Raw genomic sequence first — 19,488 nt, forward strand, 5'->3', positions numbered from 1 at the left:
GCAAAGTCCTTTTCCACCACCGCAATCGACAGCCCGGGCTGCGCCTGCTTCAGGTAATAGGCGGTCCAAAGCCCGGTGAAGCCCGCGCCGACGATGCAAACGTCAACGTCGATATCCCCGGGCAGGGGCGCGCGGCAGGGCGGAAGACCGCCCATATCCGCGAACCAGAAGGAAACATCGCCGTTCTTCGTCACCGTCATGGCTGTTTTCCCATCCTTGCCGGATCGTCGCGCCAGCATCCATCGGCAAGCCCCGGCCGGCAAGGAAGAACGGCAGCTCCGCCGCGGCATGGCCCGCGGGCAAGCGGGCGTTACCGGAACAGCCGTTGCAGGCGGGGGCGCAGGCGCAGGAAGCGGCGATAGGCCGCCTCGAAGGCCGGGGCGAGGGGCGGCCAACCGGCCAGAAATCCGAGCGGGCGCAACAGCGGAATCGCCCGCCACATCGCCGCGAAAGCCGCCGCGCCCGAGAGCAGCCGGCCGTTTTCTTCCGCATGAAAGCGGGCGAGCAGCTCGGCGCGGTCGATCGGGCAGGCGGTTTCGGGGGCGCGCAGATCGACGAAGCGGATCGCCCCGCGCCGGTCAAGCCGTCGCATCAGCGCGATCTCGCGTTGGCAGAGCGGGCAGCCGCTGTCGAACCAGACCGTCAGGGGGGCTGTCATGCCGGACCTCGCTTTGCCGCAGGGGACAAGCTGCGATATGGGCCGGACCTTGCGGCGGTCAAGCCCTGTGTCCCGGCCCTCAGCCCTGCCGGGTCTTGACCTGGATCGCGGTGAACCCCTCGAACCGCGGTGCGCCCGCATGCAGCTTGCGGCTGTCGCCCGCGCGGGCATGGGCCTCGCGGAACTGCTGCGACGTCGTCCAAGCGCGGAAATCGGCCTCGCTCTCCCAGACCGTATGCGAGGCGTAAAGCCGGGTGCCATCCTCGGCCTCGGGACCGCGCAGCATGCTGAACTCGACAAAGCCCGGCAGCTCGTGCAGCCGCGAGTCGCGTCCAAGCCAGAGCGCCTCGAATTCGGCGGCATTTTCAAGCGGGACGGTGAAGCGGTTCATCGCAAGGAACATCGAACATCCTTTCAGGTCGCAGCGGAAACGGCTGGCCGGGAGGGCTGGCTGCGCGGATCTTAGGGGCGGCGGCGGGCCGGGCAAGCAAAAATACATTCCCGGCACACAAATCGGAACCGGCTGGCGGCCTTTCCGGCGGCGCCACCGCGCCTTGCCCGATGGCCGAGGCGCCCGGTCCCTTGCCGCGCCTCTTGCCGCCGCGATCCGCAAACTCCGTGCGGGGGCAAGGTGGGGGGGCAAGGCGGGGGGCAGGGCGGGGGGGCACGGCATGTGAAATCTTGACAATAATACTCTGATACGTATGTCTGGACCGGGTCCGCTCTTGCGGAGCCCCGCCCAGCATCGCGCCAGGTCGTCAGTCTTCACAGGAAGGACCGATCATGCGTGATGCCCTGATCTCGCAAGCGCCTGCCGTTGCCGAACCCGCCCCCGTGGCGCAGTATTTCGCCACGCTCGGCCCCGATCCGCTTGCCTGCGCCTTTCCGCGCAAGGGCGGCGCCCATCCCGGCGCGGCGATGCAGCCGGTGCCGCCCGAGCAGGTGGAGACCGAATGGCAAAGCCTGCTCGGCCGCCCGCGCCACCGGCGCGCGGTCGCCTATGTCCATATCCCGTTTTGCGAAAATCACTGTCTTTTCTGCGGCTTCTATCAGAACCCCTGGCGGGCTGACGCGGCCGGATCCTATGTCGATGCGCTGATCGCGCAGATGGCGGCCTTTGCCCGCACCCCGGCCCATGACGGCCCGCCGCTGCAGGCGGTCTATCTGGGCGGCGGCACGCCCACCGCGCTTTCGGCCGCCGATATCGTCCGGCTCGTGCGGGCGATCCGCCGCCACCTGCCGCTGACGCCGGATTGCGAGATCACCCTCGAAGGGCGCATCCATTCCTTTGGCGCGGACAAGGCCCGGGCTGCCCTTGATGCGGGGGTGACGCGGATTTCCCTTGGCGTGCAAAGCTTTGCCGATGCGATCCGCAAGCCGCTCGGGCGCAAGGCGGGGCGGCAGGAGATCGTCGCCGCGCTGAGCGATCTTGTCGCGCTCGATCGCGGCGCGGTGATCGTCGATCTGATCTACGGCTTGCCCGGCCAGACCCCCGAGGCCGTCGCGGCCGATGTCCGGCTGTGCGGCGAGATCGGCCTTGACGGGCTGGATCTTTACGCGCTGACCCTGATCCCCGGCACGCCGCTTCTGACCGCGCTTGGCAAGGGCAAGACCCAGGTGGCCGGGCCCGACCGGCTGGGGCATTTCTTCGCGGCGGGCGAGGCGGCGGCCGCGGAAATCGGCTGGACCCCGATTTCCACGTCGCATTGGCAGGGCAGCCTGCGCGAGCGCTCGGTCTACAATCTGGCCGTCAAGGCCGGGGCCGATTGTCTGGCCTTCGGGGCCGGGGCAGGGGGGGGCCTGGGCGATCTCAGCTTCCGGCTGACCCCGGATCTGGCGCGGTATGCCCGTCAGGCGGGGGCGGGCGTCGGCCTTGTGGCGGGGATGATGCGGCAGGCGCCCTCGGCCCCGGTCGCCCATGCGATCAAGGCGGGGATGGAGCGCGGCCTGCTGGATCTTGCCCGCGCCGAGGCCGCCTTTGCCGCGCTGGTGCCCCGGCCCAAGCGCGGCTTGTCCGAGCATTTCGCCCCGCTTCTGGCGCAATGGCGCACGGCGGGGCTTTGGGCGCCGCATCACCGCTTTCACCGCCTGACCCTTGCCGGGCGGTTCTGGCAAGTGCCGATGACCACCCGGCTTTTGGGCTGGATGGCCGAACACCCCGATCTTTCCCACAGCTGACGGAGACGCAGATGACCCCCACCCTTGCCGAGGCCCTTGCCGCCACGCCCCATGCGGCGCTTGAAGACATCGCGAAGGCCGCGGGCACGACCCCGCTTGACGTGCTTCAGGCCCTGCCCGCGGGCGAGGTGCGCAGCTTTCCGGGCCGTCTCATGGTCGAGGTGCTCGACGCGATGGCGGGCTGGGGCGAAGTCACGCTGGTCGTGAACACCGGCCCGGTGATCCTTGAGGCCAAGGCGCCGCTGCAGGGCGGCTCGGTGGCGCAGGGGATGTACAATTTCAAGGGCAAGCCGATCGGCGGCCATCTGGAGATCGCGGCCTGCGCCCGTGTCGCCTTTGTCCGGCGCAAGCTTTTCGGCACCGAAACCCGCTCGGTGCAGTTTTACGACACGACGGGCGGCTGCCTGTTCAAGGTCTATCTGGGTCGCGACGCCGCGCGGCGGATGCTGCCCGCGCAGATCGCCGCGTTCGACGCGCTGGAGGCCCGGCTGATCGGCACCGCCACATGAGCGCGTCGCCCGGATCGGGCGGCAGTCCCCTTTTGCCGCCCCGCCCTCGCGACCGGCACCGTGCCGGAAACGGCGTTGCAAGCGATTGACATTCCTTGCCGATTGTGGCCCATCAGGGGCGTCATCGGTCCCCCGCAGGCTGCGTCACGCAGAAAGGGGGGGAAAGAGGGAATACGGTGCGGTGTAGCCATCAGGCGCCAAATCCGTGGCTGCCCCCGCAACTGTGAGCGGAGAGCGATGCCGAAAATGCCACTGGGCCGCCGCGGTCCGGGAAGGCCGGCAGAGCCAAGACCCGCGAGCCAGGAGACCTGCCTGTGATGCGTGCGGAGCGATCCGCGCGCCAGTCCGGACGCCGGGGTGCGCGTCTGGCTCGGGGCAGGCCTGCGGTCTGCCGCGTGCCTCATCCCGTCCGTCCTTTCGGAACGCCGCCCGGCGCGGCCCAGAGAGGAACGACACATGATCTTGCAGGACCCTTGCCGCCAGACAGGCCGTGTGCGGTTGCCGCCGCCGCCCGGCTGACCGGCCCTTCCCGACCGTCATCGCCCGGCGCTGACCGGCCCGCCTCCGGGCGGCGCAAGCCGCCCCTCCCTTGCAGGCTGCAGGGCTGGCAAATATTACGTAATTACATAACGATCCGGAGACCCCCATGCTTCCCCGCCTTTCGCTTGCCGCGCTGCTCGCGGCGCTGTCCCCCGTGCCGGTCCTGGCCGATCCCGCGACGCTCGACATCGCCGCGCCCTTCGAGATCAAGGCCGCCGATCCGCTGCTGTCGGGGGACATTTTCCTCAAGCTCGACGTGATGGAAACGCTGGTGAACAGCGATGCGACGGGGGCGCTTTCGCCCGGGCTTGCGGACCGCTGGTCGGTGTCGGAAGACAAGCTGCGCTGGCGGTTCCATATCCGTCCGGGGGTGCAGTTCCATGACGGCAGCGCGCTGACCGCCGAGGCTGCCGCGCGGGCGTTGACCTGGTCGCTGAAAAAGGAAGGCATCCTCGCCAAGGCCCCGGTCACCGCGATTACCGCCGAGGGCGAGGAGGTTGCGATCACGCTGGCAAGCCCCTTCGCCGCCTTGCCCGCGTTTCTGGCCGAATATCGCACCGGGATTCTGGCGCCTTCGGCCTATGCCGCCGATGGCACGGTGACCGCGCTGATCGGCACCGGGGCGTTCCGGGTGACGAAACTTGAACCGCCGCTGACGTTGGAAGCCGTGCGTTTTGACGGCTATTGGGGCTCGCCTGCCAAGCTTGACGCGATCCATTACGCGGGCGTCAGCCGGTCCGAAACGCGGGCCCTGATGGCGGAATCGGGCGATGCGGGCCTGGTGGTGAGCCTGGATCCCGCCTCGGTCACGCGGCTGGCTTCGGTCGGGACCGTCACCGTGCACTCCGTCTCGCTGCCGCGGGTGCTGCTTTTGAAACTCAACGCCGGATCGCCCTTCTTCGACACGGTCGCGGAACGCCGGGCGCTGTCGCTGGCGATCGACCGGGCCGGGCTGGCGCAGGCGGTGCTGCGCTATCCGGCGGCGGCGACGCAGATGTTTCCGCCCGCGATGGGCGCCTGGCATGACCCGGCCTTGCCGCCGCTGGATTACGACCCCGAGGCCGCGAAGGCCGCCTTTGCCGCGGCGGGATGGCGGCCGGGGCCGGATGGCATCTTGCAACAGGACGGCCAGCCCTTTGCGGTGGAGCTTCTGACCTATCCCGACCGGCCGGAACTGCCGCTGACGGCGGCGGTGCTGGAACAGATGCTGCGCGAGGTGGGGATCGCGGTGACGATCAATTCCACGAACTCCTCGGAGATCCCGGCGAAACATGCGGCGGGAACGCTGCAGATGGCGCTCTTTGCGCGCAATTTCGCGCTGGTGCCCGATCCGGTCGGCACATTGATGCAGGATTACGCGCCGACGGGCGATTGGGGGGCGATGGGCTGGGCCGATCCGGCCTTCACCGCCGCCGTGCGCAAGATCGCCGCCGAGGGCGGCACGCCCGCCGAAAAAGCCGCGCTCTCCGCGACGCTTCAGGCCGAGCTGCCGGTGCTGCCGATCGCCTGGTATCAGCAGACGGCGGCGGTTTCGACCCGGCTCAAGGGCATCGTCATCGATCCCTATGAGCGGACCTTCGGGCTCAAATCGGCGGAGATCGTGCAATGACCGTCGTGCTGCACAGCCTTGCGCTGCGTCTGGCGCAGGCGGCGGGCGTGGCCCTTGTCGTCGGCATCCTGTCGTTTCTGATGATGCAGGCGATGCCCGGGGACATGGCCTTCCGCATCGCCGCGGCGCGCTATGGATATGATCTCGCCTCGGCCGATCTGGCCGAGACGGTGCGGCAGGAACTGACCCTCGACGCCGGGCCGCTGGTGCTGTTCGGGCAGTGGATGGCGGATCTGGCGCGGCTTGATCTGGGGCGCTCGCTGGTGTCGGGCCTGCCGGTCTGGCAGGAGATCACGCATCAGCTGGGCGCAAGCCTGCACCTGGCGGTGGCGGCGCTGGCGCTGTCGCTGCTGATCGGGCCGCCGCTGGGCATTCTGGCCGGGCTGCGGGCCGGGGGCCGGTTCGACCGGGGGCTGCTGGTCGTGGCCGCGGCGCTGCGCGCGGTGCCGCAGTTCCTGCTCGGCCTGGTGCTGATCGTGGTCTTTGCGGTGCAGCTGGGGCTTTTGCCCGCCGCGGGCCATGGCGATCCGGCGCAATTCGTGCTGCCCGCCGCCACCCTGGCGCTTGGGCTGGCCGCAGCTTCGGCGCGGATTGCCCGCGATGCGATGGCGGCCTTTGCCGCCAGCCCCGCGCAGGCCTTTGCCCGCACCAAGGGGCTGAGCGAGCGGCAGGCGTTGCGCCGTCACGGGCTGCGCAACATCGCGGCGCCCCTGCTGACCTATCTGGGCCTGCAATTCGTCACCCTGGCCGAGGGCGTCGTGGTCGTCGAGACCATTTTCGGCTGGCCCGGCATCGGCCATGCGCTGATCCATGCGGTGTTTCACCGCGACGTGCCGATGGTGCAGGGAACGGCGTTGGTGATGGGGCTTGGCTTCGTCTGCGTCAATGCGGTGATCGACATGGCCCTGCGCCGGATCGACCCGCGCCAGATCGCGCAACCGGAGGGCCGGGCATGACGGCAAGACATCTTGGCTTCGGCCTTCTGGCCGCGATCCTGGCGCTGGCGCTGCTCGGCCCGCTCGTCGATCCGGCAGGGCCGTTCAAACAGGCGCTGACCAAGACGCTCGCCGGTCCCGATGCCGGGGCGTGGCTGGGCTATGATCATCTGGGGCGCTCGATGCTGGCGCGGCTTGCCCATGCGCTGCGGCTGTCGCTGCTGATCGCGCTGGCCGCCACGGCGACGGCGGCGGCGATCGGCATCGGCCTTGGCGCGCTGGCCAGCTGGCGCGGCGGCTGGCTGGACCGGGGGCTGTCGCTTCTGGCCGACAGCCTGCTGGCGCTGCCCGCGCTTTTGCTGGTGCTGATGATGGGGGTGATCCTGCCCTCGACGCCGCTGGCCTTCTGGGCGGGCCTTGCCGCGGTGCAATGGATCGAGTTCTTCCGGCTGACCCGGTCGGTCGCGCGCAGCACTCTGGCCAGCCCCGCGGTCGAGGCGGCGCGGCTGCAGGGCTTCGGCCCGGTCTGGGTGTTTCGCCGCATCCTCTGGCCCGAGATCGGCCCGATGCTGCGCACCGCCGCGGCCTTTGGCGTGGCCAATGCCGTTGCCGCCATCGCCGCGCTGGGCTTTGTCAGCGTCGGCATGCGCGCGCCCACGCCCGAACTGGGGCTGATGATGGTCGAGTTGTTGCCCAGCTGGCGCGAGGCGCCGCTGGCCCTGCTGCAACCCGTCGCGGCCTGTTTTGCCCTTCTTCTGTCCCTGAACCTGATTGCCGGAGACCGCGAATGACCCTGTTGCAGGCCAAGGATATCACCGTCATGGCGGGGGGCGAGCGGCTTCTCGACCCGGTGTCGCTGACGCTGCCCGCCGGGCGGGCGGTGACGGTGCTGGGCGAAAGCGGCTCGGGCAAGAGCCTGCTCGCGCAGGCGATCCTCGGCACCTTGCCGCGCGGATTGGCGGCGGCGGGCGCGCTGACTTTGGGGGAAACCCGGCTGGATCCGGCGCGGCCGCAGGGCAGCCGGGCGCTCTGGGGGCGGCAGATCGCGGTCTTGCCGCAAGAACCCTGGCTGGCGCTGGATCCGCTGATGCGGGCCGCGCCGCAGGTGGCCGAAGTGCATGGCCTTGTGGCGGGGGCCGCGGCGCCGGACCGGCTGGCGCACCAGGATCTGGCCGCGCTTGGCCTGGCGGGGGCGGGGCAGAAATACCCCTGGCAGCTTTCGGGGGGCATGGCGCAGCGGCTCGCCTTTGCCGCCGCCCGGGCCGGGGGGGCGCCGATCACCGTGGCGGACGAGCCGACGAAGGGGCTCGACAGCGACCGGCGCGATGACGTGCTGGCGCTGTTGCGGCGCGGGCTGGAGCAGGGCGGGGGGCTTTTGACCATCACCCATGATCTTGCGTTGGCGGCGGGTCTGGGCGGCGAGATCCTGGTGATGCAGGGCGGCACCGTCGTTGAACGCGGCCCGGCGGCGCAGCTGCTGGCGGCGCCGCAACATCCCTACACGCGGGCGCTGATCGCCGCCGATCCGGCGCGATGGCCGCGTCCGGCCCCGTCCGGCACCGGGGCGACGACGCCGGTTCTGTGCGCGGAAGGTTTCAGCGTGGAACGCGACGGGCGCAGGTTGTTTGCGCCGCTCGATTTCACCCTGGCGCCGGGCCGGATCCTTGGCGTGGCGGGGCCGTCGGGCTGTGGCAAGTCCAGCCTGGGCAATGCGCTTTTGGGGCTCGTGCCACATCGGGGCTGGCTTTGGCGCGATCCTGAGGTGCCGAAACTGGGGCTGCAAAAGCTGTGGCAGGATCCGCCCGCCGCCTTTCCGGCGCGGCTCACGCTGGGGCAGGGGCTGGACGATCTGCTGAGGCTGCACCGGATCGACCGGGACCGCGTGGCGCCGCTGCTCGACCGGCTGAACCTGGCGCCCGATCTGCTGGCGCGGCGGCCTGCGGCGGTTTCAGGCGGCGAATTGCAGCGCATCGCGCTGCTGCGGGCGCTGCTGCTGGAGCCGCGGTTCCTGTTTGCCGACGAGCCCACTTCGCGGCTTGATCCGGTGACGCAGGCGCTGACGATCCGGCTGATGGTCGAGGTCGCCCGAGAACGCGGCATGGCGATGGTGATCGTCAGCCATGACCGCGCGCTGCTTGACGCGATCAGCGACCGGGTGATCCGGCTCGAGCCTGCCTGACACCGCCGCCCGCAAGGGCTCGCGCCGCGCGACCGCCGCCGGAAAGACCCGCTGCCGCAGCCCCGACAGGATCGCTGCGGCGCGATCGAGCGCGAGAAGATCGGCAAGACCCGGGGGCGCGGCTTCGATCTGGGGGCGAAGACCGAGCTGACCTCGGCGTTGACGCTGATCGGCTCCTGTTCCTGCACGGCCACCGACGTGGTGACGGGCACCCTGCGCAAGCACGCCTCGATTGCGGGCAAGGCGCCGCGCTTTGGGGCAAGTCCACGCTGGCGGGCAGCGGCGCGCGCGGGGATGTGACGCCGGGTCTGGGCCGCGCCATCTCGGCAGCTATTCTTTCGACGCGCAAAACAGCCGCAAAAGCAAGGCGGCGACGCGGCTTGATGCCGCGCTCGGCCATGGGCTGTCGGAAACGGCGGCGCTGGAGCTGCATGTCCGCAACCTGCTGGACGGCCAGCATGTGGTGGGGTCCGGCACGGCCGACGACGACACCCCGGGCCGCGCGCTTGCGCTGCCGCTGCGCAAGACCTGGTGATCCGAAGGCCCCGGCCGTCGGGCGGTGGCCGGGGTCAGCGGCTGCACCGGGCGCGCAGCCAGGCCGAAGGCGTCGTGCCCTCGTGGCGGCGCCCCCCCGCGTCAGATGCGCCTGATCGGCGAAGCCGACCTGCATCGAGACATCGGCGATCATCATCTTTGACGACAGAAGCGCCCGTTTCACCGGATCGATCCGCCGTTCCTGCTGCCATTGCAGCGGCGTCTTGCCGGTGGTCTTCTTGAAGGCCTGCGAAAACCGGCTGGGCGAAAGACCCACCGCTTCGGCCAGCCTGTGCAACCGCCGCATCTGCTCGGGGGGCAGGCCGTGGGCATGGCTGGTCTCGGGTCTCGGGTCTCGGGTCCTGGGGTCTGCGGCAGGTCGAGCCCCCCGGCCGCTGCGCAAGCCGCGCCGTCAACCAGGACCGGCGCAGGGGCAGGTCAAGATGGGAAAACCGGTGTTCGGCCACGAAAGTCGCCCAGATCGGCATTCCGGCGGGGATGTGAAGCGCCCGCACCAGCGGGCGGGCGTTCTGCGGGTCTGTCTCCATCCGCTCCGACAGCCGGATCTGGTCCGACACGTCGTTGCAAAACCGCATGCCCCGCGGATCGTGCGCGGTGGAAACCCTGTCGCGCAGGCTTTGCCCCCGGCTTCCCGGAACACGCCGCAGATCTCTGCGAAGGACCGCCATCTGACCGGCGCCGGCGGCTGATCCCCCGTGTCCGGCTTGTCATCGCGGGCAGGAATCCCGTCCCCGTTTCTCCAGATGTCCCGGCAGATCTGAAAGACGCTTGCCTGTGGCGCTTCCGGGGTCACGAAACCCATCCGTGCCGGGGGCCCGGGCAATGCGCGGGCCCGCAGATCATGACCGATGGGGGCGCGCAAGTCGGCCCGCGGCGGCATTGGCTGGCCCCGCATGGCCCTTCAGACCGGGCCTTCCGCGAGCCGGTAGCCGACGCCCGGCTCGGTCAGGATCAGCGCGGGCGCGGCGGGGTCGGGTTCGATCTTGGCGCGCAGCTGGCCGATGAAGACGCGCAGATATTGCGTGTCGTCGTGATGCGCGGGGCCCCAGACGGCGGTCAGGATCTGCCGATGCGTGACGACGCGGCCCAGATTGCGGACCAGAACCGAGAGCAGGTCGAATTCCTTCGGCGTCAATCGCACCGGCTGGCCCTCCTTTTGCACCAGCCGCTTGTCGAGATCGACGCGCAGCGCGCCCAGCACAAGCTGCGTCGTCTCGCCCCGCGCGTGCGTCGCATGCCGGGCGGCGGCGCGCAATCGGGCCTGCAACTCCCCGATGCCGAAGGGTTTTTCCAGATAGTCATCGGCGCCCAGATCCAGCGCCTCGACCTTTTCCGCCTCGCGGTCGCGGGCCGAAAGCACGATCACCGGCACCGCGCTGAAGGCCCGCACCGCCCGCAAGACCTCTTTGCCGTCGCGGTCGGGCAGGCCCAGATCGAGCAAGATCGCCTCGGGCGCGATGCTGGCGGCCAGCCGGATCGCCTCCTGTCCGGTCATCGCGGCGACGATCTCGTAGCCCGCCGATTCCAGCGCGATCCGCAGCATGGTCTGGATCTGGTCATCGTCATCGACGACAAGCAAACGGCGCATCCTCATCGGGCCTCCTCGTCTCTGGTCAGGTCTGCGGGCAATTCGGCCAGCGGCAGCCGCACGATCAGCCGGGTGCCGCGGCGGCGGATCGCGGGGCTTTCGGCCTTGATCGTGCCGCCCATCGCCCGCACGAGCCCGCGGCAGATCGCCAGCCCGAGCCCGGTGCCGGGTTTCCTTCGATCCGTGCCGCCCGCGCGGAAGAACTTTTCAAAGATCCGCTCCAGATCGGCCGGTTTCACCCCGGCGCCGTCGTCGGTCACGCTGATCACCACCGCATCGCCCTCGTTGCGCGCATGCACGCTGACCTCGCTCTCGCCGTATTTATGCGCGTTATCCAGCAGGTTGAACACCACCTGCGCCAGCAATTCCTGATCGCCGCGCACGAAGCCCAGATCGGGGGCCAGGCTGACCCGGGTCTGCCGCCCCGGATGGGTCTTGCGCGCCCGATCAACCGCCAGCCGGATCGCATCGCCGACATCGACCCAGTCGCGGCGGACCTTGACCACGCCCTGATCGATCCGGCTCATCTCCAGCAGATTGGCCACGAAGCGGTTCAGCCGCGCGGCTTCCTGCCCGATCGTGTCGAGCAGATCGTCGCGCTGATCGTCGCGCAGGTCGGTTTCGTCCCGTTGCAGCGTCGTCACCGCGCCGGTGATCGCGGCGAGCGGCGTGCGCAGATCATGGCCGAGCGAGGCCAGAAGCGCATCGCGGATGTTTTCGTTTTCCTGCATCGCCGCCGCCTTCACCGCCTCGCGCACCAAAAGCGCGCGGTCCAGCGCCACCGCCGCCTGTTCCACCGCCGCCGCCAGCTTCGCCTCGTCGGCGGCCAGAAGCGGCTGGTCGCGGTCGGGCGGCTCGTAGCCGAGCACCGCCACCACATGGCGCGGCGTGGCGAGCGGGTGAAAGCGCAGCCGCAGGTTCGGCAGCGTCGCGGTGCGCCAGCCCGCCGTCTCGCCTTTTTCAAACGCCCAGCGCGCGGCGGTCATCTCGACCGGATCGGCGATCTCCTCGGGGGGCCAGGCGGCGCAGGGCAGGAGTTCGGTGCCCTCGACCAGCAGCACGATCGCCTTGCCGCCCATCACCCCATGCACCTGCGTCACCATCGCCCAGGCGACATCCTCGGCCGAAGAGGCGGCCGACAGCTGGCGCGAAAACGCCGCCTGCGCCTCGACCCCCCGGGTCTGCGCCAGCGCCGCCCGGGCCTGGGCGCGGATCCGCCCGGTCCACGATCCGGTCAGGCTGGCGACGACCAGAAAGATCACCAGCGCCAGGAATTCGTGCGGCCGGGCGATGCTGAACGTGTGCAAAGGCTCGATGAAGAAGAAGTTATAGGCCAGACAGGACAGAAGCGCCGCCAGAACCGCCGCCCGCGTGCCGCGAAACGTGCCGCAGATCAGCACGCCCGCCAGAAAGATCATCGACAGGTTCGGCAGTTCCATCACCGCGGCCAGGGCATGGCCGATCGCGATGACCCCGGTCGTGGCCAGCACCGCAAGGCCCAGATCGGCAGGCAGTCCCGGCCCCGCCAGGCCCCGCCGCAGGGCGTCAAGGCGCCTGCGCGCCGCCGCGGGCTGCGGGCCGGACAGCGGCAGCAGATGCACCGCGATCCCCCCGGCCCGCGCGGACAGAGCCTCGGGCAGGCTTTGGCGCAGCAGCCGCGCGATCGGGCCGCGCGGCCGAGGCGCCAGCAGGATCTGGGTGACGTTTTCGCGCCGCGCCACGCGCAGGATGTCCTCGGCGAAATCGGCGCTCGTCAGCCGCAAGACCTCACCGCCCAGCGTCTCGACCAGCCGCATCGCCTCGGTCGCGCGCCGGTCCGCCGCGGTGGCCTGCTCCGGATCGCCGGGCCGCGCCAGAACCAGTGCGATCCAGCCCGCATTGAGCGCCGAGGCCAGCCGTGCCGTCTGCCGGATCAGCGCATCGCCGCTGCCATCGGGAAACAGGCACAGCAACAGCCGCTCGGCCGAGGCCCAGGGCCCCTCGATCGCCTTTTGCCGCAAGATCTCGGTCATCTGGTCATCGACCCGCTCGGCGGTGCGGCGCAAAGCCAGCTCGCGCAGCGCCGTCAGATTGCCGGGGGTGAAGAATTTCTCCACCGCCCGGCGCGCGGTCTGCGGCAGATAGACCTTGCCCGCCTTCAGCCGCGCGATCAGCTCGTCGGGCGGGATGTCGACCAGCACCACATCCTGCGCCTCTTGCAGCATGACATCGGGCACGGTCTCGCGCACGGTGACGCCGGTGATCCGCGCCACCACATCGGCAAGGCTTTCCAGATGCTGGATGTTCAGCGCCGTCCAGACGTCGATCCCGGCATCCAGCAGTTCGCGGATGTCCTGCCAGCGCTTCGGATGCCGGCTTTGCGGCGCGTTCGTATGCGCCAGCTCGTCCACCACCAGCAGCGCCGGACGACGGGCCAGCGCGGCGTCGATGTCGAATTCCTCCAGCACCTGACCGCGATAGTCCACCTGCCGCCGCGGCAGGGTTTCAAGCCCCGCCGCCAGCGCCTCGGTTTCGGCCCGGCCATGCGTCTCGATCAGGCCCAGAACCACGTCGCCCCCCTCGGCGCGCAGCCGGTGGGCTTCCTGCAGCATCGCACAGGTCTTGCCCACCCCCGGCGCCGCGCCAAGGAAGATCTTCAGACGGCCGGACCTCTCGCGCTGGCTCAGCGCCAGCAACGCATCGGGATCGGGGCGTTTTTCCGGCTCACCGGCGGGCATCGTGTCCTCGGGTCATTGCGCGGCCAGTGTGTCAAGCGCACGGTTCAGCGCAAGCACATTCACGCGCGGCTCGCCAAAGACGCCCAGGATCGGCTGCCGCGTCTGCCGCTCCACCAGCTCTGCCACCCGCGCGGGGGGGATGCCCCGCGCCGCCGCCACCCGCGCCACCTGCGCCTGCGCGTTTTGCGGCGAGATGTCGGGATCAAGCCCCGAGGCCGAGGTGGTCACCGCATCGGCGGGCACCGGCGCCGCCAGCCCCGCGGCGGCGACATCGGCCCGGATCCGGTCGATCAGCTTTTGCGACAACGGCCCGAGGTTCGAGCCACCCGAGGCCGCGGCATCATAGGGCGTCGCCGTGGCCGAGGGGCGGGGGTGGAAATACCCCGGCGCGGTGAAGTTCTGGCCCACCAGCTCCGAGCCCAGAACGCGCTCGCCGTCCCGGATCAGGCTGCCCTGCGCCTGATGCGGCAACAGCGTGGTGGCAATCGCCGTCAGCGACAGCGGATAGGCGAGCCCGAGCAGCAGGGTGAAGCCGCCGACAAAGACGAGTGCGGGGCGAAGATGAGAGATCATGCAAGCCTCCTCAGGCAAGGTTCAGATGGGTCAGCGCAAGGTCGATCAGCTTGATGCCCGCGAAAGGCATTACCAGCCCGCCAAGCCCGTAAAGCGCCAGGTTGCGCCGCAACAGCACCGCCGCCGCGACGGGGCGATAGCGCACGCCGCGCAGGGCAAGCGGGATCAGCGCGACGATGATCAGCGCGTTGAAGATCACCGCCGAAAGGATCGCCGATTGCGGCGAGCCCAGATGCATCAGGTTCAGCGCCTGCATCTGCGGATAGGTCGCCACGAACAGCGCGGGCAGGATGGCGAAATATTTCGCCACGTCGTTCGAGATCGAAAAGGTCGTCAGCGCGCCGCGCGTCATCAACAGTTGCTTGCCGATGCCGACGATCTCGATCAGCTTCGTCGGGTTGCTGTCCAGATCGACCATGTTGCCCGCTTCGCGCGCGGCCTGGGTGCCGGTCTGCATCGCCACGCCCACATCGGCCTGTGCCAGCGCGGGCGCGTCGTTGGTGCCGTCGCCGCACATCGCAATCAGCCGCCCGCCCGCCTGTTCGCGGCGGATATAGCCCAGCTTGTCCTCGGGCGTGGCCTCGGCCAGGAAATCGTCCACCCCGGCTTCCGAAGCGATGGCAGCGGCGGTCACCGGGTTGTCGCCCGTCACCATCACCGTGCGGATGCCCATGGCGCGCAATTCGGCAAACCGCGCCCGGATGCCGGGTTTGATCACGTCCTTGAGGTGGATCACCCCCAGAAGCTGGCCATCATCGGCGACGGCGAGCGGCGTGCCGCCCGAGCGCGCGATGCGGTCCACCGCGGCGCGGAATTCGGCGGGCGCGGTGTCGGGCGTCCGGTCGAGATGGCGCAGCACCGCATCGACCGCGCCCTTGCGCAGCCGCCGGGCCCCCAGATCCAGCCCCGAAAGCCGGGTCTGCGCGGCAAAGGGCACCAGCACCGCGGCTTCGGGCAGATCGGGCTCGCTCAGGCCGAAATCGGCGCGGGCAAGCGCCACGACGGACCGCCCCTCGGGGGTTTCGTCGCCGCGGCTGGCCAGCAGCGCTGCCTCGGCCAATGCGCGTTCGGACACCCCGGGCATCGGCACGAATTCCGACGCCATCCGGTTGCCGAAGGTGATCGTGCCGGTCTTGTCGAGCAGAAGCGTGTCGACATCGCCCGCCGCCTCGACCGCGCGGCCCGAGGTGGCGATGACGTTGAAGCGGATCAGCCGATCCATCCCGGCGATGCCGATGGCCGACAGAAGACCGCCGATCGTGGTGGGGATCAGCGTCACCAGAAGCGCCACCAGCACCACCACCGAAACGGCCGTGCCCGAATAGCCCGCAAGCCCCCAGAGCGTCACCACCGCAATCAGGAAAATCAAGGTCATGCCCGAGAGCAGCACCGAGAGCGCCAGTTCGTTCGGCGTGCGTTGCCGCTCGGCCCCCTCGACGAGCGCAATCATCCGGTCGATGAAGGTCTCGCCCGGGGCGGCGGTGATGCGGATGCGGATTTCGTCAGACAGCACCGTGGTGCCGCCGGTGACGGCGGAACGGTCGCCCCCCGCCTCGCGGATCACCGGGGCGCTTTCGCCGGTGATCGCCGCCTCGTTGATCGCGGCCACCCCGGCCACGATCTCGCCGTCAAGCGGGATGATCTCGCCCGCGGCGACAAGAACGACATCGCCCGGCTCCAGATCGAGCGCGGAGACGTTTTCCCAGATCGGCTCCGGGCTGTCGGGCATCACCAACCGCCTTGCGCGGACATCGCAGCGGGTCTGCCGCAGGCTCGCCGCCTGCGCCTTGCCGCGGCCCTCGGCGATGGCCTCGGCGAAGGTGGCAAACAGCACGGTAAACCAGAGCCAGGCCGCGATCTGGCCGGAAAACCACGGCTCGCCGCTGCCCAGCCAGAGGTCGCGCAGCCAGAGCGCGGTGACCAGAAACGCGCCGATTTCGGTGACGAAGATCACGGGGTTGCGCATCAGCTTGCGCGGATCGAGCTTGCGGAAAGCCTCGATCAGGGCCTCGACGAGAGCTGCGCGGTCAAAGGCGGCGGGTTTGGAGGAGTGCAGCATGATAAGCCTCTCAGAAGGTCACGAGATCGTGCATCAGCACTTGCTCGACGATCGGGCCAAGCGCGAGCGCGGGGAAGAATTGCAGCCCGCCGAGGATCACGATCACCCCCACCAGCAGCCCGACGAACAGGGCCGAGGTGGTGGGAAACGTGCCCGCGGAAGCCGCGATACGGGGTTTGGTCACCAGCGCCCCGGCCATCGCCAGTACCGGCAGCACATAGGCGAAACGGCCCAGCATCATCGCGATGCCAAGGGTGGTGTTGAACCAGGGCGTGTTGGCATTGAGCCCGGCGAAAGCCGAACCGTTGTTGCCCGCCGCCGAGGAATAGGCGTAAAGCAGCTCGCTCAGCCCGTGCGGGCCGGCATTGTTCAGGCTGGCCAGCGCCGAGGGCAGCAGCGCCGAGGCCGAGGTGAAGCCAAGGATCACCAGCGGCAGGATCAGCACCGCCAGAACCGCCAGCCGGATTTCCCGCGCCTCGATCTTCTTGCCCAGAAACTCGGGGCTGCGCCCGACCATCAGACCGGCGACAAAGACCGAGAGCACGCAAAACACCACCATGCCGTAAAGCCCGGATCCGACGCCGCCCGGCAGCACCTCGCCCAGCTGCATCAGCACCATCGGCACCAGACCGCCCAGCGGCGTCAGGCTGTCGTGCATCGTGTTCACCGCGCCGCAGGAAAGCCCGGTGGTCACCGCGATGAACAGGGCCGACATCGCCTGTCCGAAGCGGACCTCCTTGCCCTCCATGTTGCCCGCGAGCGGATCAAGCCCCAGCGCGGTCATATGCGGGGTGCCGGTGGTCTCGGCCCAATAGACAACCGCCGTCGCCGCGATCAGCAACAGCCCCATCGCGGCAAGGATCGCCCAGCCCTGCCGCTCTGACCCGACCATCCGGCCGAAGGTGATCGGCAGCGCCGCCGAGATCGCCAGCATCGCCCAGATCACCAGCCCGTTCGAGAGCCCCGAGGGGTTTTCCAGCGGATGCGCCGAATTGGCGTTGAAGAAGCCGCCGCCATTGGTGCCGAGCTGCTTGATCGCTTCCTGACTGGCCATCGGCCCCATCGAGATGCTCTGCGACGCGCCTTCGAGCGTCGTCGCCCCGACCGCGTCGGTCAGCGTCTGCGGCACACCGAGCGCCACCAGCGCCAGCGCCACAAGGATCGCCAGCGGCAAAAGCACGTAAAGCGTCGCCCGGGTCATGTCGACCCAGAAATTGCCCAGCGCTTCGGTGCCCGCCCGCGCGAAAGCCCGCGTCACCGCCATGGCCAGCGCGATCCCGGTGGCGGCCGAGAGGAAATTCTGCACCGCAAGCCCGGCCATCTGGCTGAACGGGCTCATCGTGGTTTCGCCCGCATAGGACTGCCAGTTGGTGTTGGTCAGAAAGCTGGCGGCGGTGTTGAAGGCCAGATCCGCGGGCAGGCCGGGCAGCTGGCCGGGGTTGAAGGGCATCAGCCCCTGCGCCCGCAAGATCAGGTAGAGCGCGGCAAACCCCGCCGCGCTGAAGGCCAGCATCGCAAAGGCATAGCCCAGCCAGCCCTGTTCGCGTTCGGGCGTGACGCCTGCGAGACGGTAAAGCCCGCGCTCGACCGGGTGCAGCAGCGGATGCAGAAAAGTGCGTTCACCGCTGAACAGGCGCGCCATGTAGCGGCCGAGTGGCACCGCCGTCGCCAGCGTGCACAGCAATACGGCCGCGATCTGCAGCCATCCGAAAAGTGTCATGGGGATCTCCTGTGCCCGCTCAGAATTTCTCGGGCGCGATCAGGGTGAGGATCAGATAGGCGCCGACCAGAAGCGCCACGACAAGGCCAAGACCGGCTTCAAGCATGATCAGGCCCGCGCCAGCAGCACGGCATAAAGCGCGAACAGCGCGATCAGCCCGAGGCCAAGGCCGGCAAAAAGGATATCGGACATCGAGGGTCTCCCTGGTGCATCGAAAAGGTGCCCGGAAGATCGCGCCGGAGCGCATCAGGGATCGATAGCGAAAGCACCCGCGCGGCATAAGGAAGGTGCAAGGAAACCGGGGGGCTTCGCCTTGCCGCCGGGGTCGGCGCGCCCTATGCCTGTCCGATGCGTATCCTGGACAACATCATCAGCGACCGCGGCTCGAAATATGCGGTGTCGGGCGGGCCCTGCGCGACCGAGGCGGAGGCGAAAGCCTTCGTCAAGGCGCTGTGCCGGGACAAGAAATTCGCCAGGGCGACGCACAACAGCTGGGCCGTCCTGACCGCCGGGGGGGCGCTGAAGACCGACGATGGCGAGACGGGGGCGGGTCTGGTGATCCTGCGCATGCTGGAACGCGCGGGGCTGCGCGATCACATCATCGTCGTGACGCGCTGGTATGGCGGCAAGCCTCTCGGCGGAGACCGCTTCCGCCATGTGCAGGAGGCGGTGCGGATCTATCTTGAGGCGCCCTGAGGCCGCCATCGTCCGCCCGGGACGGCGCGGCGCTGCGGGGGTCAGGGCGTCTGCGGCACCAGCCCCTTGCGGATCGCGACCGCATCGCGGCCGGGGGGCGCGCCGAACATGCGCCGATAGTCGCGGCTGAACTGCGAGGGGCTTTCATAGCCGATCGCATAGCCGACCCGGGCGACATCGGCGCCGTCGGACAAAAGCAGCCGCCGCGCCTCCTGCAGGCGCAGCTGCTTTTGGTATTGCACCGGGGTCATGGCCGTCACCGCCTTGAAATGGCGATGAAAGGTGGCGGGGCTCATGCCCGCGACCTCGGCCAGCGCGGCGATGGTGAGCGGTTCGGCGAACCGCGCCCGGATCTGCGCGATGCTGCGGCCGAGCCGCGCCGCAGGACTGCCCGCAAGCCCGATCTGGCGCAGCCCCGGCGCCATCGGGCCGTTCAGAAGCCGCCAGGTGATTTCCCGCCGGATCAGCGGTGACAGGATCGCAAGGTCGTGCGGCCGCGCGCACAGGCCCAGCAGCCGGCACAGCGGCTCGAGAAGCTCCGCCCCGAGGTCATGAACCGCCAGCGCCGGGCTGGTCGGCGGGGCGGCGGTCTCGCCCGTTTCCAAAAGCAGTTCCGCAATCGTCGCGGGATCGAGCCCAAGGCTGAGGGCGAGATAGGGGCGTTCCGGGCTGGCCTCGGTGATCTCGGCGCGGATCGGCACCTCCATCGAGGCGATCAGGCATTTTCCCGCGTCATAGCAAAAGGCGCGGTCCCCCAGCATGCTGATCTTCGCGCCCTGCACCACGACGCACAGCGAGGGGCGGTAAACCGCATGAATCGGCCCGGTCGGGGCCGAAACCGAGGTCAGATACAGCCCCTCAAGGGGCGTTTCGCGGCCATGCGCCTGCCACAGGCGGGTGATCGCGTCTCTCAGGGGGGCAAGGCGGTCTGTGTCCATGATCTGCAGGCTATCCGTCATCGCGGCGCGGCGC

18 protein-coding genes, 1 pseudogene and 1 riboswitch are annotated in these 19,488 nt (G+C 69.5%); of the genes and pseudogenes, 8 read left to right on the top strand and 11 right to left on the bottom strand.

Annotated elements, in window-relative coordinates:
* From FBT96_RS07965 to FBT96_RS07975, 3 genes are all read right to left on the bottom strand, one after another.
* On the bottom strand, positions 1–200 hold a 200-nt coding region (locus FBT96_RS07965), incomplete at its 3' end, for an FAD-dependent oxidoreductase (protein WP_136905778.1).
* Positions 201–310: 110 nt separating this feature from the next.
* Complete coding sequence (locus tag FBT96_RS07970) at positions 311–658, bottom strand: thiol-disulfide oxidoreductase DCC family protein (RefSeq protein ID WP_136905779.1); 348 nt, start codon at positions 656–658, stop codon at positions 311–313.
* A 79-nt stretch (positions 659–737) separates the two neighbouring features.
* The gene (locus FBT96_RS07975) at positions 738–1,061 is read right to left on the bottom strand and encodes an antibiotic biosynthesis monooxygenase family protein (protein ID WP_136905780.1); all 324 of its coding nucleotides are present in this window, start codon (positions 1,059–1,061) and stop codon (positions 738–740) included.
* A 380-nt stretch (positions 1,062–1,441) separates the two neighbouring features.
* Here FBT96_RS07975 and hutW point away from each other — a divergent pair, with 380 nt between their 5' ends.
* The 7 genes from hutW to FBT96_RS21260 all read left to right on the top strand — a co-directional run bounded on the left by hutW (position 1,442) and on the right by FBT96_RS21260 (position 9,143).
* A complete protein-coding gene (gene hutW, locus FBT96_RS07980) occupies positions 1,442–2,836 on the top strand; it encodes a heme anaerobic degradation radical SAM methyltransferase ChuW/HutW (RefSeq protein WP_136905781.1) in 1,395 nt (464 codons plus the stop codon).
* A gap of 11 nt (positions 2,837–2,847) precedes the next feature.
* Positions 2,848–3,345: a heme utilization cystosolic carrier protein HutX gene (gene hutX / locus FBT96_RS07985; RefSeq protein ID WP_136905782.1), complete on the top strand. Its 498-nt coding sequence runs from the start codon at positions 2,848–2,850 to the stop codon at positions 3,343–3,345.
* Between the two features lie 108 nt (positions 3,346–3,453).
* Positions 3,454–3,675, top strand: a riboswitch (cobalamin riboswitch).
* Positions 3,676–3,991: 316 nt separating this feature from the next.
* The gene (locus FBT96_RS07990) at positions 3,992–5,494 is read left to right on the top strand and encodes an ABC transporter substrate-binding protein (RefSeq protein ID WP_136905783.1); all 1,503 of its coding nucleotides are present in this window, start codon (positions 3,992–3,994) and stop codon (positions 5,492–5,494) included.
* On the top strand, positions 5,491–6,450 hold the full coding sequence (locus FBT96_RS07995; RefSeq protein WP_136905784.1) for an ABC transporter permease: 960 nt from the start codon (positions 5,491–5,493) through the stop codon (positions 6,448–6,450). The genes FBT96_RS07990 and FBT96_RS07995 overlap by 4 nt, the downstream gene beginning before the upstream one ends.
* Positions 6,447–7,220: an ABC transporter permease subunit gene (locus FBT96_RS08000; RefSeq protein WP_136905785.1), complete on the top strand. Its 774-nt coding sequence runs from the start codon at positions 6,447–6,449 to the stop codon at positions 7,218–7,220. The genes FBT96_RS07995 and FBT96_RS08000 overlap by 4 nt, the downstream gene beginning before the upstream one ends.
* Positions 7,217–8,608 carry an ABC transporter ATP-binding protein gene (locus tag FBT96_RS08005; protein WP_136905786.1) on the top strand — a complete coding sequence of 464 codons (1,392 nt, stop codon included), beginning with the start codon at positions 7,217–7,219 and terminating at the stop codon, positions 8,606–8,608. Before FBT96_RS08000 ends, FBT96_RS08005 begins: the two co-directional genes overlap by 4 nt.
* A 253-nt stretch (positions 8,609–8,861) precedes the next feature.
* On the top strand, positions 8,862–9,143 hold the full coding sequence (locus tag FBT96_RS21260; RefSeq protein WP_249306386.1) for a hypothetical protein: 282 nt from the start codon (positions 8,862–8,864) through the stop codon (positions 9,141–9,143).
* A 156-nt stretch (positions 9,144–9,299) separates the two neighbouring features.
* Here FBT96_RS21260 and FBT96_RS21610 read toward each other — a convergent pair.
* The 7 genes and pseudogenes from FBT96_RS21610 to FBT96_RS21615 form a co-directional block, all read right to left on the bottom strand.
* Positions 9,300–9,449 (bottom strand): annotated as a pseudogene (locus FBT96_RS21610) (helix-turn-helix domain-containing protein); the annotation flags it as partial.
* 615 nt (positions 9,450–10,064) lie between these two features.
* Positions 10,065–10,751: a response regulator gene (locus FBT96_RS08015; protein WP_136905788.1), complete on the bottom strand. Its 687-nt coding sequence runs from the start codon at positions 10,749–10,751 to the stop codon at positions 10,065–10,067.
* Between the two features lie 2 nt (positions 10,752–10,753).
* The gene (locus FBT96_RS08020; protein WP_136905789.1) at positions 10,754–13,468 is read right to left on the bottom strand and encodes a sensor histidine kinase; all 2,715 of its coding nucleotides are present in this window, start codon (positions 13,466–13,468) and stop codon (positions 10,754–10,756) included.
* A gap of 12 nt (positions 13,469–13,480) precedes the next feature.
* Positions 13,481–14,041, bottom strand: coding sequence for a potassium-transporting ATPase subunit KdpC (gene kdpC, locus FBT96_RS08025; protein WP_136905790.1), 561 nt, complete (start codon positions 14,039–14,041; stop codon positions 13,481–13,483).
* A gap of 10 nt (positions 14,042–14,051) precedes the next feature.
* A complete protein-coding gene (kdpB, locus tag FBT96_RS08030) occupies positions 14,052–16,100 on the bottom strand; it encodes a potassium-transporting ATPase subunit KdpB (RefSeq protein ID WP_136905791.1) in 2,049 nt (682 codons plus the stop codon).
* A gap of 10 nt (positions 16,101–16,110) precedes the next feature.
* Positions 16,111–17,820: a potassium-transporting ATPase subunit KdpA gene (kdpA, locus tag FBT96_RS08035; protein WP_136905792.1), complete on the bottom strand. Its 1,710-nt coding sequence runs from the start codon at positions 17,818–17,820 to the stop codon at positions 16,111–16,113.
* Between the two features lie 19 nt (positions 17,821–17,839).
* Positions 17,840–18,100, bottom strand: a complete 261-nt coding sequence (locus tag FBT96_RS21615) for a potassium-transporting ATPase subunit F (RefSeq protein ID WP_136905793.1) — start codon at positions 18,098–18,100, stop codon at positions 17,840–17,842.
* A 68-nt stretch (positions 18,101–18,168) separates the two neighbouring features.
* Here FBT96_RS21615 and FBT96_RS08045 point away from each other — a divergent pair, with 68 nt between their 5' ends.
* On the top strand, positions 18,169–18,516 hold the full coding sequence (locus tag FBT96_RS08045) for a YigZ family protein (RefSeq protein ID WP_136905794.1): 348 nt from the start codon (positions 18,169–18,171) through the stop codon (positions 18,514–18,516).
* A 41-nt stretch (positions 18,517–18,557) separates the two neighbouring features.
* On the opposite strand, the gene FBT96_RS08050 is transcribed toward FBT96_RS08045, so the two are convergent.
* Positions 18,558–19,454, bottom strand: a complete 897-nt coding sequence (locus FBT96_RS08050; protein WP_136905795.1) for an AraC family transcriptional regulator — start codon at positions 19,452–19,454, stop codon at positions 18,558–18,560.
* Positions 19,455–19,488 lie beyond the last annotated feature (34 nt).

The organism is Rhodobacter capsulatus (genome assembly GCF_005144475.1).
In the GTDB taxonomy this organism is placed as follows: Bacteria; Pseudomonadota; Alphaproteobacteria; order Rhodobacterales; family Rhodobacteraceae; genus Rhodobacter; species Rhodobacter capsulatus_C.

Excerpts from the sequence above, each read along its gene's own strand:
- FBT96_RS07970 (WP_136905779.1), bottom strand. The coding sequence starts at position 658 with ATGACAGCCCCCCTGACGGTCTGGTTCGACAGCGGCTGCCCGCTCTGC.
- FBT96_RS07975 (WP_136905780.1), bottom strand. The coding sequence starts at position 1,061 with ATGTTCCTTGCGATGAACCGCTTCACCGTCCCGCTTGAAAATGCCGCC.
- hutW (WP_136905781.1), top strand. The coding sequence starts at position 1,442 with ATGCGTGATGCCCTGATCTCGCAAGCGCCTGCCGTTGCCGAACCCGCC.
- hutX (WP_136905782.1), top strand. The coding sequence starts at position 2,848 with ATGACCCCCACCCTTGCCGAGGCCCTTGCCGCCACGCCCCATGCGGCG.
- FBT96_RS07990 (WP_136905783.1), top strand. The coding sequence starts at position 3,992 with ATGCTTCCCCGCCTTTCGCTTGCCGCGCTGCTCGCGGCGCTGTCCCCC.
- FBT96_RS07995 (WP_136905784.1), top strand. The coding sequence starts at position 5,491 with ATGACCGTCGTGCTGCACAGCCTTGCGCTGCGTCTGGCGCAGGCGGCG.
- FBT96_RS08000 (WP_136905785.1), top strand. The coding sequence starts at position 6,447 with ATGACGGCAAGACATCTTGGCTTCGGCCTTCTGGCCGCGATCCTGGCG.
- FBT96_RS08005 (WP_136905786.1), top strand. The coding sequence starts at position 7,217 with ATGACCCTGTTGCAGGCCAAGGATATCACCGTCATGGCGGGGGGCGAG.
- FBT96_RS08015 (WP_136905788.1), bottom strand. The coding sequence starts at position 10,751 with ATGCGCCGTTTGCTTGTCGTCGATGACGATGACCAGATCCAGACCATG.
- FBT96_RS08020 (WP_136905789.1), bottom strand. The coding sequence starts at position 13,468 with ATGCCCGCCGGTGAGCCGGAAAAACGCCCCGATCCCGATGCGTTGCTG.
- kdpC (WP_136905790.1), bottom strand. The coding sequence starts at position 14,041 with ATGATCTCTCATCTTCGCCCCGCACTCGTCTTTGTCGGCGGCTTCACC.
- kdpB (WP_136905791.1), bottom strand. The coding sequence starts at position 16,100 with ATGCTGCACTCCTCCAAACCCGCCGCCTTTGACCGCGCAGCTCTCGTC.
- kdpA (WP_136905792.1), bottom strand. The coding sequence starts at position 17,820 with ATGACACTTTTCGGATGGCTGCAGATCGCGGCCGTATTGCTGTGCACG.
- FBT96_RS21615 (WP_136905793.1), bottom strand. The coding sequence starts at position 18,100 with ATGCCGCGCGGGTGCTTTCGCTATCGATCCCTGATGCGCTCCGGCGCG.
- FBT96_RS08045 (WP_136905794.1), top strand. The coding sequence starts at position 18,169 with ATGCGTATCCTGGACAACATCATCAGCGACCGCGGCTCGAAATATGCG.
- FBT96_RS08050 (WP_136905795.1), bottom strand. The coding sequence starts at position 19,454 with ATGGACACAGACCGCCTTGCCCCCCTGAGAGACGCGATCACCCGCCTG.